Origin of the sequence: Acetobacter garciniae (assembly GCF_017377735.1) — a bacterium.
GTDB lineage: Bacteria > Pseudomonadota > Alphaproteobacteria > Acetobacterales > Acetobacteraceae > Acetobacter > Acetobacter garciniae.
Genome location: NZ_JAFVMH010000003.1, coordinates 227,018 through 241,577 on the forward strand (window position 1 = coordinate 227,018; position 14,560 = coordinate 241,577).

Genomic DNA, 14,560 nt, shown 5'->3' on the forward strand with positions numbered 1-14,560 from the left:
TCAAGCCGCCCCGATCGCTTGCCGCCTTCAGGCTGGCGGAGCGGGTGCCGGGGTTGCTGCTGGCGTGGCGGCGGGCGCGCCTGCTGTGGGCAGCGGCGCATTGTCGCGGCCGGAATAGCGGCCGATAATCTGGCGGACCCCCCCTGCGGCTTCCTGTGCCGCCGCAACCGCGACATCGCCCCAATAGCCGTCGAGCGAATGGGCGGCGATATCGTGCAGCTGGGTGGCGGCCCCTGCTTCCTTGCCGGCCTTGTCCTGCACGCGCCAGACAATTTCGATATGCTGCTGCGGGTGGCCGGTCGTGCCTGCCGGGCCGTCCGTGATTTTGACCGTGCAGGTTACGGTGAAGTCGGCATTTTCGGCCGAATTCTGGATGGTATCCGCCCCGTCGCGGAAAGAGGCCGCAAAGGCCTGGGCCAGGGCCGTATTGCCATCGCCGGGTGCTCCGCTCACCCCGCTGAAATAGACCCGTGCCGCCCGGTGCTTGAGACTATGGGGGTCTTTTTCCATGTCGTCGGCCTGGATACCTGTCAGCACCGAGGCAATGCGCGGGGCCGCATCCTGTGCTGCGGCGGACAGGACCGGCTCCTGCGCGCCGGACCACAGGGCGGCGGGCACAGGGGCCCCTTCCTGCGTGGCGCGCACCTGGTTCTTGGGGGTCATGACCTGGTAGATGGGAACGACCTGCCCGTCGCGCAGTTCGGCGCGCATGCTCAGCCACCAGTCACCCGGCCGGGTGGGCTGGGCCATGGCGGGAATGGTCTGGCCCAGCAATGCGGTGGCGGTGTTCCAGGCCCATTGCCGTGCCCCTGCCTCGGGCAGGAGCGACTCGGTCGGGGTGGGAATGTCCAGGCGCGAGGGCGGGGCATTGTGCGCCAGGGCGGATGCATCCCGCCCGGGGTTGGAGAACGGGCCGGGCATGCTGAGGCAGCCGCCCAGCAGCAAAAGGGCCGCCAGCGGCAGGGCGGCCAGGGCCCGGGTGGTTTGGTCTGGTGCGGTTCGGGCCCGCGGGGGCGGGGATGTACGGGGCAGGGCAGAGAGGGGCGAGGCGGAAGCAGGTGGGCGAAGTCTCATACGGGGCGGGGTCCTGTGGCTATGACGGAAATCTGGTGGCCGATCGGGCCACCACCGGCCAATGTGCGCCGCCGGTGGCTGAAAAAACGACGTTCGTCGGATAATGTGTCCATCCCCAGGGCGGCGGCACGGCCAATGCCTGCACGCTGGAGACGAAAGACGCACCAGCCCGCCAGGTCGAACTGGTAATGGCCGGGCCGCAGGCCGGGGGCGAAGAAAATGGCCGCCTGCCGGTCGCCCGCCAGAATGGTGGCGCGCATGTCGGCACCCGTTTCATAACTTTCCTGGGCAATACAGGGGCCGACCACGGCCTTGATATCCGTTGCCGTGGCCCCCAGGTGGCCCATGGCCGCCAGTGTCGCTTCCAGCACCCCGGCCAGTGCGCCCCGCCAGCCCGCATGGGCGGCCCCCACCACCGTGCCATCGCTGGTGCTGAACAGGACGGGCGCGCAATCGGCCGTGATAACGCCAAGGGCAAGGTCGGGCCGGGTCGTGACCAGCGCATCCGCCTGCGCCCCGGCACCCGGTGCCCAAGGCTGTTCGGCGGTAATGACATTGGCCCCATGCACCTGGGTCACGCCCAGCAGGTGGGCGGGGGCAACGCCCATATGGGCCGCCACGCGCTGGCGGTTTTCCGCCAGGTTTTCCGGCGTGTCCCCCGAACGGGTGGAACAGTTCAGGCTGGCATAGGGCCCGGTGGACACACCCCCCTCACGCGTGAAAAACCCGTGTCGCGCCTGGCCCAGCAACGGGCTTGTCAGCGGGGAAAGCCGGAAGGAAGACCCTGAAGGTGCCACATCGAGTGTCATGCGGCTGGTCCTTTCGTAAAGCCAGGCGGTGGGGGGAGTGATGCTGACTGTAACGCCATGACACGGAACAGATGACCCATTTTTTCCGGCGCGGCCAGCCGTTCGGCCCCGCTGCGCAGGGCGGCGGCGTTATCGGGTGTGGTCGCACGGGCCAGTTGTTCGGTGCGTTCCATCAGGCCCAGCCCCAGAAGGAACGCGCCCTGGGTCTGCGCCCCGTACACGGTGGCCCCGGCCTGTCGGGCGGCGGCCCCAAAGGCGGTAAAGTCGACATGGGCTGTCAGGTCGGCCTCGCCCGCAGCTTCCAGCGGGGGGGCCTGGCGGGCATGGCGCAGGGCTTGCAGCGAATCCCCCGTCAGGGTCGAGGCATGGCCGTAATCGAGGAACAGGGCGGCCCCGGGAGTGTGCGCCAGCCGATGGCCCAGCAGGCGGGCGATCTCCAGTGCGGGTTCGCACAGTTCGACCACGGCCCCTTCCTCCAGCGTGCGGCCATCGGGCAGGATGGGGGCGGGGCAGAGGATCAGGTGAAAAACGCCATCGGCCACATGGCGTTCGTGCCAGCCGCCTTCTGCCTGCACGAACTGGCGGATGGGCAGGGCGTCGAGAAATTCATTCCCCAGCAGGATCAGCGGGCCCGGCGGCAGGTCCGCCACGCTGTCATGCCACACAGGCTGGGCGTAGGGCCGCAGGGCCTGTGCCTGTGCCGCGCGCATGAGGGGGGATGTTTCGACCAGATGCACGCGCATGGCCCGTGCCATGGCGGGCACCTGCCGGCTTATCAGCCGCAGCGCATCGGCCATGAGCGTGCCCCGGCCCGGCCCCGCTTCGGCCAGTATGAACGGGTCGGGCCGGCCCATGCCCTGCCAGACCATGGCCGCCCAGCCCCCCAGCAATTCGCCGAAAACCTGGCTGATTTCGGGGGCGGTAATAAAGTCGCTCAGCAACGGTGTGGTGGCGTAGTACTGCGCGTTGGCCTGCGCCATGAACCGGTCCAGCCGCAGCGCGTGGGGTGGGGGGGCGGTCATGCGGCGGTCAGGACCCGGGCGGGGGCTGGTCCGCGGCAGGGGCGGGCAGGCCCGCATAGGCGGGGTGGCGGCGGGCGTAGACCATCAGCGCAAGGCCCGCGGCCAGCATGGGCAGGCACAGGATCTGGCCCATGGTCAGCCCCCCGGCCAGGTAGCCCAGGAAGGAATCCGGTTCGCGGAAAAATTCGCAGAACGAGCGTGCGCAGGCATAGCCTGCCAGGAACATGCCCGCCAGAAAGCCCGGACGTTCGCGTATTGCCAGCCGGCGGGACGCAACGAACAGCACCACGAACAGCAAAAGCCCTTCGGTCAGCGATTCGTAAAGCTGCGAGGGATGGCGCGGGATCGGCCCGCCATCGGGGAAAATCATGGCCCAGGGCAGGCTGGCCGGGGCTTCGCGCCCCCATAGTTCCCCGTTGATGAAATTGGCCACGCGCCCCAGTCCCAGCCCGATGGGCACGGCCACCGTCACCCGGTCCGCGAAGGCCAGGAAATTCAGCTTGTACCGCCAGGTGAACAGCACCATGGCGATGACAACCCCAAGCGCCCCGCCATGGAAGGACATGCCGCCATGCCAGACTTCCAGCATGGAGAGCGGATGGCGCAGGTAGTAGCCCGGCTGGTAGAACAGCACATAGCCCAGCCGCCCGCCCAGGAGCACGCCCAGCGTCACCCATGTCAGGAAGTCGTCCGCCAGTTCGGGCGTTGCCACGCGCGGGGCAAGTGCCACCAGGCGGCGGAGCAGCATGATCCCAAGGACAATGCCCAGGATATAGGACAGCGCGTACCAGCGCACGGCCAGCGGGCCGACATGGACCAGAACGGGGTTGAACTGCGGAAACATCAAAACAGGAAGCATGCGGGTGTCCGGTGCCAGAAATGCCCCGTCGGGGGCACAGGGAATAAAGCAGACTGTAGGCCTTAAAGGTAAAGGCGGCCGTTTGTCAGGTACTCTTGCACATAACGCGTGACACCTTCTTCAAGCGGTGTGAACTCTCCCTTGTACCCCGCCGCGCGCAGGCGGGTCAGGTCGGCCTGCGTGTAGCTCTGGTATTGGCCGCGCAATGAGGGCGGCATGTCAACAAATTCCACGTCCCGCGCCACGCCCAGCGCGTCGCACACGGCATAGGCCACGTCCAGATACCTGCGGGCCCTGCCGGTGCCGCAGTTGAACAGCCCGCTGACCGAAGGCGTGTCGAACAGCCAGAGCAGCATGTTCACCACATCCCCCACCCAGATGAAGTCGCGCGCCTGCATGCCGTCGGAAAGGCCCGGCTTGTCCGAACGGAACAGCCGTACGGGCCCGCCTGCGCGCAGTTCGTCGTATTTGACCTTGACCACCGAAATCATCTTGCCCTTGTGGTATTCGTTCGGGCCAAAGACGTTAAAGAACTTCAGTCCCGCCCATTGTGGGGGGCAGGGCGCGCCCGCCTGGGCCGTATTGACGGCATAGCGGTCGAAAACATGCTTGGACCAGCCATACAGGTTCAGCGGCACCAGCGTATCCAGCCGGGCCGGATCGTCGCTGAACAGTTCGGGACGGTCCGCCCCGCCATAGGTCGCGGCGGACGAGGCATAGATAAAGCGTGTCTGCGTACGCGCGCACCACTGCCACAGATCCTGCGACAGGGCGACATTGGTGCGCCAGACCAGATCGCCGTCGCGTGCGGTGGTTTCGCTGATCGCCCCCATGTGGAACACGGCCTGTGCGCCGGGCAGGGATTCCAGGAAGGCGGGCAGTTCGTCGGGGGTGACCAGCCGTGTGGGCGGATGTGCCGCGATGTTGCGCCATTTCCCCTCTGTGCCCAGCCAGTCGACAATGACAGTGTCCAGCCCCCGGGCGGCCAGTGCCGCCTGAAGGCAGGAGCCGATAAAACCGGCCCCGCCTGTGATGATGATCATGAAGGCGCACTATAGGGGCAGGTCGTCATCCCTCCAAGTCGGCAAATCCATGGGCTGACCCCGAAAAAGTGCCGGCTTGTGCGCCAGCCCCCTTGCGTGCTGGCCCCTGGCACCCTGCCTGCGCCGGTTCCGGTGTGCCTGCCCCCGCGCCCCAAACTTCTCGCGCGTCCGTTGCCGCCGGGTGGGCTGCCGCCTTTAAAATTCGACGCGCATATAGCCAGGCGGGGCGCAGTTTTCTAGCATGGCCGGTGGTGATGAACACACACTGAACCGTACAGGACGTGAATCGTATGAGTGATGAAATTTCAGTTGTCGCTATTCTGAAGGCCAAGCCGGGGTGCGAGGCCGCCGTGGCAGCGGCTATGGTGGCGGGCATTGCCCCCTCCCGCGCAGAGGCGGGGAACAGGTCCTACGTGCCCACCCGTGACCAGGACGACCCGCACACGCTGATGTTCGTGGAACGCTGGGCCAGCCGCCAGGCCTTTGCCGAACATCTGGAAACACCGCATTTCAAGCTTCTGGCGGCAACGCTCGAAAGCCTGCTGAGCGAGCCCCCCAAGATCCACATGCTCGAAGCCCTGCCCACCTGAACCGCAGGTCACGCACCCGGTCAGGCACTGCGGTTTCCTGACCGGGTGCAAGAGCCCTTAATCCATTGGAGAGGGGCCGCTGGGGATACGCGGCTCGCGGCTGGCTGACCGGTTACAGGACCAGTGCCCTGTGGCGGGGCGCAGGTTTGCACGCCCATATGGCCCCACCTGCCCGACAGGAAAAAGGGATGCCCAAGGCCGCATTGCCCAAGTTCGCCCTGCACGCGCGGAGTGTCCGCCTATGCACGGTGTCAGGTGTAAAATTTTCAGGAAGAAAAAGTGGTGCACCCGAAAGGACTCGAACCTCTAACCCCCAGATTCGTAGTCTGGTGCTCTATCCAATTGAGCTACGGGTGCGCCGTGAGGGGGTGTTTAGCCGAGCGGCCCTGTCTGGGCAAGCCCCAAAAATCCAGTTTTGCGTTTTTTTTCGCTTATCGGCTTTTTTGCTTTGTTTTCCTTCGCTTGGTTGGCAGCCACACTCAGCCCCTGCCACGTCAGCGGCCCAGAAAATTGTGCAGCGCGTGCGAGGTGGGGCGGCGCAGCGTGACATGGGCGCGGCATTCGGGCGTGCCGTAGACGCCTTCGAACGTATCGCCCACGGGCCGGGCCTCGAACACCAGGGGCAGGGTCTGGTTCTTGGCGTCTTTCATGACAAGCTGGGCATGGTAATGCTGCTTGGCCTTGTCAGGCACGCCCCGCAGGATCAGCGAGCCTGTCTCGGGCACGAAAATCATCTTGTGGGTTTCGATCTGCATCAGCGACGTGCCGTTGACCGGGCAGTCCGTGCCCATGTCCTGCACCAATGTGCCCACCCAGTCCCCGTAGGGATCGTCCGCCGCCGACGCATCAGCCGCATAGGCGGCACTTCCCGGGGCGGGAAAGGCTGCAAGGCCGCAAGGCAGGACCATGCCGCAAAGCAGGGCCAGCAGCATGTGGCGGGTACGGGCCCCAGACCGGTGGCGGGGTGGGAACATGCGAATCTCCTGCATGGGCATGGTGTTGGAACTGAGAGATCTGTCGCGCACGCGAACTCTGGCCGGGTGCCGTGTTGCATGCAAGCCATCGCGGCTGGTGGCGGAGGCGCGCCGTGGTTTTAGAGGGTGACGATACGCCGCCATGGCATTATATCCGCTTGACATGACCACGTCCCCCGGTCGGCCATTCTGTTTACAGGACAGCCTGCCCGGCGCTGCCCAGAAAGACCAGTAGTCCATGTCCGTTAACGCCACATCGCCTGTATCCCCTGACACGCTGGATGAAACCCTGCACCAGGACCGTATCCTGATCCTGGATTTTGGCAGCCAGGTCACGCAGTTGATCGCCCGCCGGGTGCGCGAAAGTGGCGTTTACTGCGAAATCTGGCCCTATACCGCCACTGCCGAGCGGATACAGGGTTTTTCCCCGCGCGGGATCATTCTGTCCGGCGGTCCGCGCAGCGTCAACGACCCCGATGCACCGCGCATTCCCGCCGAAGTGTTCGACCTGGGTGTTCCGGTCCTTGGTATCTGCTACGGCCAGCAGGCCATGTGCAAGCAGCTTGGCGGGCAGGTTGAAGGCGGAGACCACCGGGAATTCGGCCGCGCCTTTGTCGATATCGTGGAAGACTGCTCCCTGTTCCGTGGCGCGTGGTCGCGCGGCGGCCGCGAACAGGTCTGGATGAGCCATGGCGACCGTGTGGTGGAACTGCCCCCCGGTTTTCGTACCGTCGCGGTCAGCGAGGGCGCGCCCTTTGCCGTCATCGCGGATGAAGGGCGGCGGCTTTACGGCGTGCAGTTCCATCCCGAAGTGGTGCACACCCCCCATGGCGCGGCCTTGCTGAAAAACTTCACCCACGATGTGGCGGGCTGTTCGGGTGGCTGGACCATGGCCGGTTTCCGCGACATGGAAATTGCCCGTATCCGCGAACAGGTGGGCACGGGGCGGGTGATCTGCGGCCTCTCCGGCGGGGTGGATTCCTCCGTTGCCGCCGTGCTGATCCACGAAGCCATCGGGGACCAGCTCACCTGCATTTTCGTCGATCACGGCATGCTCCGCGCAGGCGAGGCGGATGAGGTGATCCGCACCTTCCAGGGCCGGTTCAACATCCAGCTTGTCCACCGCGATGCATCCGACCTGTTCCTGGCCGCCCTGGACGGCGTGACGGACCCCGAAATCAAGCGCAAGACCATTGGCCGCCTGTTCGTCGAAGTGTTCGAGGAGGAAGCGACCAAGCTGGGTGGCGCGCAGTTCCTGGCGCAGGGCACGCTGTACCCAGATGTGATCGAGAGCGTGAGCTTTACGGGTGGCCCGTCCGTTACCATCAAGTCGCACCACAATGTGGGCGGCCTGCCCGAACGCATGAACATGAAACTGGTCGAACCGCTGCGCGAATTGTTCAAGGACGAAGTGCGCGACCTGGGGCGTGAACTGGATATTCCCGAAAGCATCGTCGGCCGCCATCCGTTCCCCGGGCCGGGGCTTGCCATCCGCATTCCCGGCGCCATCACGGTTGAAAAACTGGACCTGCTGCGCAAGGTCGATACCGTTTTCCTTGAAGAAATCCGCGCGGCCGGCCTGTACGATGCCATCTGGCAGGCCTTCGCGGTTCTCCTGCCCGTGCGCACCGTGGGTGTGATGGGCGACGGCCGCACCTACGACCAGGCCTGCGCCCTGCGCGCCGTCACCAGCACCGACGGCATGACAGCAGATGTCTACCCCTTCGACATGAGCTTCCTGACCCGTGTCGCAGGCCGCATCGTCAACGAAGTCCGCGGTATCAACCGCGTGACTTACGACATCACCTCCAAACCCCCGGGCACGATCGAGTGGGAATAAGGGCTGTGTCCTAACAGATGTTTCCCTGATAGATTTGGGCATAACAGAGGGCAGTAGGGTATGAGGGGCGGCGCTACATGAGTGTGCTGTTGCGGTCCGATCCCTAAAAGACCTTTTTAAAACAAGCTATTGATCAATAATGATAAAAGTTTTTGGGTGTCGCCTTTTTCCAAAAAGGCGACGTTTTCTGAAGCTTTTTGGAAAAAGCTTCACCAAAGACTTTTGTCTATTGATGCGATATTGCGGGGACAAGCTTTTGAAATGGCCCCTAAACCCGCGTCGGGCGTGAGTTATGCACCGCCGTCCTGTGCCCCGATCAGGTAAAGCGTGCCGCCGGGGGAGCATGCGGTAATAATTGCCAGAATGGCAGGCATGCCGGGGGCGCTTTCCCTGTTTTCTGTCGTGACGCTAAGACTATGCGCACAGGTCGGTGTCGATGAGGAAGCGTCATGAGTGTCACATGGGGGGATTTTCAGGCCATTATTCAGCTTTCAGCGGGCTTGAATGTCGCCATTTTAAGCTTTGTGGATATCAGTATTCCCGCCATCAAGGAGCGGCGACGGGTTTTTACCAAGGCGCGGCAGGAACTCGATATCTACCGCAAGAATCCGCATAAGACGACGGAAGAAGACAAGCAGCACCATAGCAATATGGTCGGGGAAATCGACAAGCAGCTTTTCGACCTGTGGCGGGAGACCAATGATTTTGAAAGCGTGGAAGATTCCATGATCAAGGTCACCGGCGTGTGCGGTTTTATCGGCGCTGTGCTGAGCATCGGCCTGCTCTGGATTTCGGGCCTGCACTATGACGATCCCATAGGGCTGAAGGGCGAATGTCTTGCGGTCCTGTCCTTTTTCTCTCTGGCCGCCGCCTTTACGTTGAACTACATAACGGCATCCAAGGCATCGCATTATACATCGCGCTGCAACACGCTGCGCCATCAGATGCAGCAGAAGCTCTGACAGCCGGCAACGGGTTCTGAGCGGCTACCCCTTCTGTCTTTTTGCGGTCTGGTCCGCTGTCGGGCACTTTTTTGCCGCGCCGTGCGGGGGATTTTACGCGGGCTGAAATTTACGTCATGCTCGGCTTCCCTGTAAGGAGAGGCAGAGATGATGAAACTTTATTATCTGGCAGGGGCCTGCTCCCTGGCCCCGCATATCGTCCTGGCCGAAATTGGCGTGCCCTACACGCTTGAAGCGGTCGATCTGGCCACCCGCAAGACGGAAACCGGGGCGGATTACCTGACAATCAACCCGCGTGGGGCCGTTCCCGCGCTCGAAATCGAACCGGGTGTGATCCTGACGCAGAATGCCGCCATTTTGCAATATCTGGGCGATCATTCCGACATTGCAGCGTTCAAGCCAGCCTATGGGTCCATGGCGCGGGCGCGCCTGCAGGAAGCGCTCGGGTTTTGCGGCGATTTTCATAAGACGTTTTCCGCCCTCTTCGCGCCCGACTTGACGGAGGAAGGGCGGGAAAGCGTCAAGCATGACATTCATCGTCGCATGCTCCAGTTTGAAGCCATGCTGGATGCGACCGGCCCCTATTGGCTGGGTGCGGAATTTACGCAGGCCGATGCCTATGCCGCCGTGGTCATGAGCTGGGCCGCCGTCAAGAACGTGGATATTTCCCACCACAAGAAGGCATGGGCGCTCAAGGAACGTGTCATGGCCCGGCCTGCCGCGTTAAAAGCCCTGAAGGAAGAAGGGCTGATCTGAAAAACGCATTCACTCTTCCACGCGGGCGCCGCCATCCGGCGTGCCTTCGCGCCAGTAACCCGCCGCCCGGACCTGCTCGCGCGCAAGCCCTTTTTCCACCATAAGGCAATCGCGCAGGGTGCGGGCGGTCCTGATTTCAGCGCCAACCCAGGCATGGATATCCGAACCGGGCAGGGTTGTCTGCCGCAGCGTGTTGACCAGCACGTCGGACTGGCCCGCAGGGGTGCCATTGCGCGGCAGCCACTGGATGGTGGCGTCGGCCTGCGTGTCGAGCACACGTTTTTCCGCCATGTCGGCAACCTCGATCAGGGCAAGGACCTTGCTGCCCGCGGGCAGTTCCTCCAGCCGTCGGGCTATGGCGGGCAGGGCGGTTTCATCCCCCATCAGCAGGGAGGCGGCATAGGTGTCGGGCACCAGGAACGATCCGCGTGGCCCACCCATGCCCAGCCACTGGCCGAGTTGCGCCTGGGCTGCCCAACTGGTCGCCGGACCATCGCCATGCAGGACGAATTCTATGGCAAGTTCACGCGTCTGCGGGTTGAAGGCGCGCGGTGTGTAGTCGCGCATGATCGCAGGGGCCGCCGGATCGCGCACCGGCTTGCCATCCGCGATTGCGGGCAGGACGGGTCTGTCTGTGCCCGGCAGCGGAAAGAACAGCTTGACGTGATCGTCCGCCGCCCCGGTGGTGAAACCCTCCAGATCGTCGCCGGTAAAAATGATCCGGCGCATGCGGGGGGACAGGGGTTCGATCCGCGCGACCTGGATCATGCGCAGCCGCAGGGGATAGCGCACACGCATTGCCGTGTGGCGAGGGAGTGAGGTCATGACAGGTTCCGAATTCAGGCTTCAGTGCGATGGGCCAAGGATTTCGCGGGCCGCACGGTTCAGGATTTCCGCTATGCGGCGGGCTTCCTCCACCGAACAGCCGCGCTTGCTCATGAGAGCCTGCTTGATCGTGCGCCGGGCCTGGTGGATTTCATCCGCCGCCTGCGGGTCGGATGCGTCCACACCGGCAAATGCTTCACGCACCTCGGACATACGGCTGCCGATCCGTGCCAGCGTGTCCAGAATGGCGTCCACCCGGGGGCGGTTCGCTTCAAGATGCGTGCGGCCTGCCTCCGTCAGCGTATACAGCTTGCGGTTGCCCTCGGGCGTTGCAGCAGCCTGGCCGATTTCGTCCAGATAGGTCAGGGCCGGGTAGATCATACCCGGGCTGGGGGCATAGAAACCGCCCGATTTTTCTTCCAACTGGCGGATCAGTTCGTAGCCATGGGCCGGGCGTTCGGCCAGTAGGGCGAGCAGGAGAAGCTGAAGCTCCTCCGAACTGAACTTGCGGCTGGCCGGAAAATCCCCCCCACCGAACCGGCGGCCGAAGCTGCCGCCAAAGCCATGCCCCCCGCCTGGGCCCCCTTTCTGGCGGCCCACGAACTGGAAGGGTGCATGATGATGATGTCTGGTTTTCTGTGTTCTGATCATGTCGTAAGATATACATATCGTAAGATATAACGCAAGACCTGTTTTTCATCGCCTTGCGGACCGCATGCCGGCCGGCGGCGTAATGGCCCCCACAGCGTTACGTTTTTGAAGGAAGTGCGGTTCCCGCCCGCCTGCGTCATGCGTGTGGGTCAGGTTCGGGTGGCGATGAGGCCGGGCAGGGACGCTGATGCCTCGGGCGGGGCCTGTCTTGCGGAGGGGATTCTATCAGGGCGGGGCGTGCGCCCTGCGCGGCAACGCTATTCCGTCCTGTTGGCCGGGGCGGAAAAATCCGCGATCCATTTTGGCAGGTCGGCGGGGGGCATGGGCTTGCTGAACAGGTAGCCCTGCATGACATCGCAGCCCATGGCGCGCAGCCGTGTTTCCTGGCAGATTTCCTCCACCCCTTCGGTCACGACCTTCACGCCCAGGCGCTTGCCGATATTGATCGCGGCTTCCGTCACGATCAGCGCGCTGACATCGCGTTCGAAATTCATGACAAAGCTGCGGTCGATCTTGATCTCGGTCAGGGGCATATGGGCTAAGCGCGACAGGGACGAAAACCCGGTGCCGAAATCGTCCAGCGACAGGCCCACCCCGATTTCGCGAATGGCGGTCATGGCATCCGTATGGTTCTGCATCATGACGCTTTCGGTAATTTCTATTGTCAGGCGGGTTGCATCCAGTTCGTAGCGGTGCAGCAGGCTCTTGATATGGCCTGCCAGATCGGTGCCGTAAAAATGGGCGGCCGAGATATTGACGCTGACAACAGGCACGTTGATGCCCGCCTTGTCCCATTTGACAATCTGGCGGCATGCTTCTTCCAGCGACCATCTGCCTATGGCGATGATCTGTCCGGTTTCCTCCGCAATGGGAATGAACCGTGATGGTGGCACTGCGCCAAGGGTGGGGTGGAACCAGCGTGCAAGGGCTTCGACCCCGTAAAGCCGGCCTGTCATGGTGCAGATCTGGGGCTGGTAGAATAATTGCAGCCCCGAATGCCGGATCGCCTTGCGCAGGGCCGAGCCGATGATCAGCCGCGACTTGATTTCGTCATTGGCGACGCCGCTGAGCAGGCGGAAACTGCCGCGCGCGGTTTTCTTGGCTTCGCGCATGGCCACGTCGGCATGGTTGAGGATCTGCTCGATTTCTATCCCGTCATGCGGATACAGGCTTATGCCGATACTGAAGGAAATGATCAGTTCCTGCCCGTTGATTTCTATGGGCTCGCTCATGGCGGTGGTGAAGTTTTCGGCAAATGTCCTTGTGGTTTCGGCGTTTCCGCCGGGAATGATCACCACGAAGTCATCACCACCCAGCCGCCCGAGAACGAAATTGCCCCGGCATTGCAGGGCAAGTCGCCTGGCCACGATCTGCAGCAGCGCGTCGCCCTGGTCGTAGCCCATGACATTGTTGATGTCCTGGAACAGGTCCAGGTCGAGAACCAGAAGGGCAAAGGGCGATGGTGACGCCTGGGTCGTCATTTCCTTGAGGATCGCGGTAATGGAGGCGCGGTTCAGCAGCCCGGTCAGCGCGTCGTAATGGTTCAGCCGTGTCAGGTGCTGGCGGGTGCGGCCCTGTTTGATAATGGCGGCACAGGACGGCACGCAGCCGGCAACGATTTTCTGGGGCCAGTCGGTAATCTTGTCGCGGTTGCGCGAATACAGGGCAAAAATGCCGATCAGTTCGCCCGTATTGCTGAAAACGGCGGAAGCCCAGCAGTCGCGCAGTTCGATTTCCTGCCCGTCGGTCGTTCGGGTGTGCCAGACGATGGCGCGTGCGTCTTCGGGGTTGGCGTGCAGGGCCGCCACGTCGTCTTCGGTCAGGATCACGTTTGTCAGTGCGGCGATCCTACGCCACGGCAGCCCTTCGCCCGAAAGGATTTCCAGCTCCCTGTTCGGCGTGACCTGAAGCAGCACGGCCACGCTGTTGGGCACCATGCGCTCGGCTTCGGCGCAAAGCAGGCCGGCAATGTCCTTTTCGGTCATCTCCCCGGCAAGCTGTGTGAAAACATGGTTCTGCAGATCAAGGATTTTCCGGCGGTGGCTTTCCTCCGTAACGCCCTTGATGAACGCCATGTAGTAGCGTTCGCGCTGGGGGCCAAGCAACGCGCTGGAGATCGACATCTCGGCCGCGACATAGTCCCCGTTGCTGCGGATAAAGGTTATTTCCCGCGATTTGCCGACAATGCGGTTATGGCCCGTGTCACGGTTCTGGGCAATGTAGCCGTCATGGGTGGCCTTGTGTTCGATCGGAACAAGGCAGTTCACGTTCTGCCCCATGACCTGGGCTGCCGGATACCCCCATAGCCGTTCGGCGGCGGTGTTGAAAAAGACAATACGGTTGCTGCTGTCGATAATGACGACACCGTCGGCGGCCTGCTCAAGCATGTCGAAATACAGGGACATATTCTCAACGACATGGGGCAGGGCTGAGGATGCAGACATTGACCGACCTTGATGAAACAAAAGCATGGAACCCGGATTGCAGAGGCCGGGCCTTCAATGAATGTCACCCTATCGCGGGTATCCGGCGGGGGGATACGCGAACCGACAGGACCATTCCACCAAGATACTGTTCCGGAAATAGCTTTGCCGGATAAAAAGATGTCAGGACAGGGTTGCCAGGCCGGGGCGCGGGGCCAGGCGGTAATGACGTTGCGGCTTGTGTAATCATTGTCATTGACTCCCCATGAGAAAGACGCGTGCAGGCGACCATGATCTCGGCAGCGCCATAATCAGGACAGCTGGGTAGATTACCCAAAAATAAAAACACGGTTCCCAAATATCGCATGAAATTGTGCTGCTCTGCGGCGGGCGACCCGCACGGACATTTTCAGGACCCTGGTCGCACCGACCCTGCTCCGCGTAATGGATTTTCAAAAACCGCAGCCCCGCAGATCTTGCGATCAGACGTCTTGCGAACCGGCACACAGGTGTGATTCGTCAGCCAGGTCATCTATCGCGAAACAATTGGGGGCCATGCGGCAGTAAAACAGAAGCGAGGAAATAGATTCAGGCAATAAAAGTGGAACCGAAACCACTATGGCAAAACCTGGGTTTTATGCAACAGGTTTCACAGAAACAAAACGTGATATCGATTTTTCCGGCAAGGATATGATTTGTTAATAATTTTATGGCGTGCCACGGGCCGCCTTG

The 14,560-nt window shown here is 62.7% G+C and carries 13 protein-coding genes and 1 tRNA gene; 4 read left to right on the forward strand and 10 right to left on the reverse strand.

Annotation, left to right across the window (positions count from 1 at the left end; translation table 11 throughout):
• Positions 1–27: 27 nt before the first annotated feature.
• The 5 genes from J2D77_RS08625 to rfaD all read right to left on the reverse strand — a co-directional run bounded on the left by J2D77_RS08625 (position 28) and on the right by rfaD (position 4,807).
• Complete coding sequence (locus J2D77_RS08625; protein WP_230975665.1) at positions 28–1,074, reverse strand: hypothetical protein; 1,047 nt, start codon at positions 1,072–1,074, stop codon at positions 28–30.
• The gene (pgeF, locus tag J2D77_RS08630) at positions 1,071–1,883 is read right to left on the reverse strand and encodes a peptidoglycan editing factor PgeF (protein ID WP_207845860.1); all 813 of its coding nucleotides are present in this window, start codon (positions 1,881–1,883) and stop codon (positions 1,071–1,073) included. Before pgeF ends, J2D77_RS08625 begins: the two co-directional genes overlap by 4 nt.
• The gene (locus J2D77_RS08635) at positions 1,880–2,905 is read right to left on the reverse strand and encodes a class I SAM-dependent methyltransferase (protein WP_207845861.1); all 1,026 of its coding nucleotides are present in this window, start codon (positions 2,903–2,905) and stop codon (positions 1,880–1,882) included. Before J2D77_RS08635 ends, pgeF begins: the two co-directional genes overlap by 4 nt.
• A 7-nt stretch (positions 2,906–2,912) precedes the next feature.
• The gene (lgt, locus tag J2D77_RS08640; RefSeq protein WP_207845862.1) at positions 2,913–3,764 is read right to left on the reverse strand and encodes a prolipoprotein diacylglyceryl transferase; all 852 of its coding nucleotides are present in this window, start codon (positions 3,762–3,764) and stop codon (positions 2,913–2,915) included.
• 62 nt (positions 3,765–3,826) lie between these two features.
• Positions 3,827–4,807: an ADP-glyceromanno-heptose 6-epimerase gene (gene rfaD / locus J2D77_RS08645; protein ID WP_207845863.1), complete on the reverse strand. Its 981-nt coding sequence runs from the start codon at positions 4,805–4,807 to the stop codon at positions 3,827–3,829.
• A gap of 290 nt (positions 4,808–5,097) precedes the next feature.
• On the opposite strand from rfaD, the gene J2D77_RS08650 reads away from it, so the two are divergent.
• Positions 5,098–5,397 carry a putative quinol monooxygenase gene (locus J2D77_RS08650; RefSeq protein WP_207845864.1) on the forward strand — a complete coding sequence of 100 codons (300 nt, stop codon included), beginning with the start codon at positions 5,098–5,100 and terminating at the stop codon, positions 5,395–5,397.
• Between the two features lie 280 nt (positions 5,398–5,677).
• Here J2D77_RS08650 and J2D77_RS08655 read toward each other — a convergent pair.
• Together J2D77_RS08655 and J2D77_RS08660 are read right to left on the reverse strand one after the other, a co-directional pair.
• Positions 5,678–5,754: transfer RNA gene (locus tag J2D77_RS08655), tRNA-Arg, on the reverse strand.
• A gap of 137 nt (positions 5,755–5,891) precedes the next feature.
• Entirely contained in the window at positions 5,892–6,329 is a 438-nt protein-coding gene (locus tag J2D77_RS08660) for a hypothetical protein (RefSeq protein WP_407927097.1), read from the reverse strand.
• 280 nt (positions 6,330–6,609) lie between these two features.
• Here J2D77_RS08660 and guaA point away from each other — a divergent pair, with 280 nt between their 5' ends.
• The 3 genes from guaA (at position 6,610) to J2D77_RS08675 (ending at position 9,929) form a co-directional block, all read left to right on the forward strand.
• On the forward strand, positions 6,610–8,211 hold the full coding sequence (gene guaA / locus J2D77_RS08665) for a glutamine-hydrolyzing GMP synthase (RefSeq protein WP_207845865.1): 1,602 nt from the start codon (positions 6,610–6,612) through the stop codon (positions 8,209–8,211).
• A 449-nt stretch (positions 8,212–8,660) separates the two neighbouring features.
• The gene (locus tag J2D77_RS08670; RefSeq protein WP_207845866.1) at positions 8,661–9,173 is read left to right on the forward strand and encodes a hypothetical protein; all 513 of its coding nucleotides are present in this window, start codon (positions 8,661–8,663) and stop codon (positions 9,171–9,173) included.
• A gap of 150 nt (positions 9,174–9,323) precedes the next feature.
• Positions 9,324–9,929 carry a glutathione S-transferase N-terminal domain-containing protein gene (locus J2D77_RS08675; RefSeq protein ID WP_207845987.1) on the forward strand — a complete coding sequence of 202 codons (606 nt, stop codon included), beginning with the start codon at positions 9,324–9,326 and terminating at the stop codon, positions 9,927–9,929.
• A gap of 9 nt (positions 9,930–9,938) precedes the next feature.
• Here the strand turns inward: J2D77_RS08675 and J2D77_RS08680 are convergent, their stop codons facing one another.
• The 3 genes from J2D77_RS08680 to J2D77_RS08690 all read right to left on the reverse strand — a co-directional run bounded on the left by J2D77_RS08680 (position 9,939) and on the right by J2D77_RS08690 (position 13,849).
• Positions 9,939–10,754 carry a siderophore-interacting protein gene (locus J2D77_RS08680; protein ID WP_207845867.1) on the reverse strand — a complete coding sequence of 272 codons (816 nt, stop codon included), beginning with the start codon at positions 10,752–10,754 and terminating at the stop codon, positions 9,939–9,941.
• A gap of 21 nt (positions 10,755–10,775) precedes the next feature.
• Positions 10,776–11,405, reverse strand: coding sequence for a helix-turn-helix transcriptional regulator (locus J2D77_RS08685; protein WP_207845868.1), 630 nt, complete (start codon positions 11,403–11,405; stop codon positions 10,776–10,778).
• A 257-nt stretch (positions 11,406–11,662) separates the two neighbouring features.
• The gene (locus J2D77_RS08690) at positions 11,663–13,849 is read right to left on the reverse strand and encodes a sensor domain-containing protein (RefSeq protein WP_207845869.1); all 2,187 of its coding nucleotides are present in this window, start codon (positions 13,847–13,849) and stop codon (positions 11,663–11,665) included.
• Positions 13,850–14,560: the final 711 nt, after the last annotated feature.

Coding starts and splice junctions, on each gene's coding strand:
- pgeF (WP_207845860.1), bottom strand. CDS start 1,883: ATGACACTCGATGTGGCACCTTCAGGGTCTTCCTTCCGGCTTTCCCCG.
- rfaD (WP_207845863.1), bottom strand. CDS start 4,807: ATGATCATCATCACAGGCGGGGCCGGTTTTATCGGCTCCTGCCTTCAG.
- J2D77_RS08690 (WP_207845869.1), bottom strand. CDS start 13,849: ATGTCTGCATCCTCAGCCCTGCCCCATGTCGTTGAGAATATGTCCCTG.
- J2D77_RS08670 (WP_207845866.1), top strand. CDS start 8,661: ATGAGTGTCACATGGGGGGATTTTCAGGCCATTATTCAGCTTTCAGCG.
- guaA (WP_207845865.1), top strand. CDS start 6,610: ATGTCCGTTAACGCCACATCGCCTGTATCCCCTGACACGCTGGATGAA.
- J2D77_RS08650 (WP_207845864.1), top strand. CDS start 5,098: ATGAGTGATGAAATTTCAGTTGTCGCTATTCTGAAGGCCAAGCCGGGG.
- J2D77_RS08660 (WP_407927097.1), bottom strand. CDS start 6,329: ATGCTGCTGGCCCTGCTTTGCGGCATGGTCCTGCCTTGCGGCCTTGCA.
- J2D77_RS08625 (WP_230975665.1), bottom strand. CDS start 1,074: ATGAGACTTCGCCCACCTGCTTCCGCCTCGCCCCTCTCTGCCCTGCCC.
- J2D77_RS08680 (WP_207845867.1), bottom strand. CDS start 10,754: ATGACCTCACTCCCTCGCCACACGGCAATGCGTGTGCGCTATCCCCTG.
- lgt (WP_207845862.1), bottom strand. CDS start 3,764: ATGCTTCCTGTTTTGATGTTTCCGCAGTTCAACCCCGTTCTGGTCCAT.
- J2D77_RS08675 (WP_207845987.1), top strand. CDS start 9,324: ATGAAACTTTATTATCTGGCAGGGGCCTGCTCCCTGGCCCCGCATATC.
- J2D77_RS08685 (WP_207845868.1), bottom strand. CDS start 11,405: ATGATCAGAACACAGAAAACCAGACATCATCATCATGCACCCTTCCAG.
- J2D77_RS08635 (WP_207845861.1), bottom strand. CDS start 2,905: ATGACCGCCCCCCCACCCCACGCGCTGCGGCTGGACCGGTTCATGGCG.